Source organism: Longicatena sp. 210702-DFI.1.196, from assembly GCF_020563125.1.
In the GTDB taxonomy this organism is placed as follows: domain Bacteria; phylum Bacillota_I; class Bacilli_A; order Erysipelotrichales; family Erysipelotrichaceae; genus Longicatena; species Longicatena caecimuris.
Window position 1 is genome coordinate 1 of sequence record NZ_JAJCPX010000132.1, and the last position, 260, is coordinate 260.

1 protein-coding gene is annotated in these 260 nt (G+C 40.8%); it reads left to right on the forward strand.

Annotation, left to right across the window (positions count from 1 at the left end):
- Positions 1-9 precede the first annotated feature (9 nt).
- The coding region (locus LI241_RS15665; RefSeq protein ID WP_227151505.1) for a transposase family protein at positions 10-260 on the forward strand (251 nt) is incomplete at its 3' end.

Below are 260 nucleotides of genomic sequence, written 5' to 3' on the forward strand. Positions count from 1 at the left end.
ATTATCGACATTACTCTCGTATCTAAAAAGTTTAGCTGTCCTTCTTGTGGTTCTTATTCCACACATATTAAAGACTATAGAACTAAATCTATTACCCATTCTGCGCTGAACAGCCGTTCTTGTCTGATACGCTATCGTGCCAGACGCTTTGTGTGCACTGTATGTGGCAGAACTTTTTTTGAATCAAATCCCTTCCTGCCTTCCGGGCATACTATAAGCAGCCTTACTGTTCTTAATGTGCTGAATGAGCTGAAAGAGTC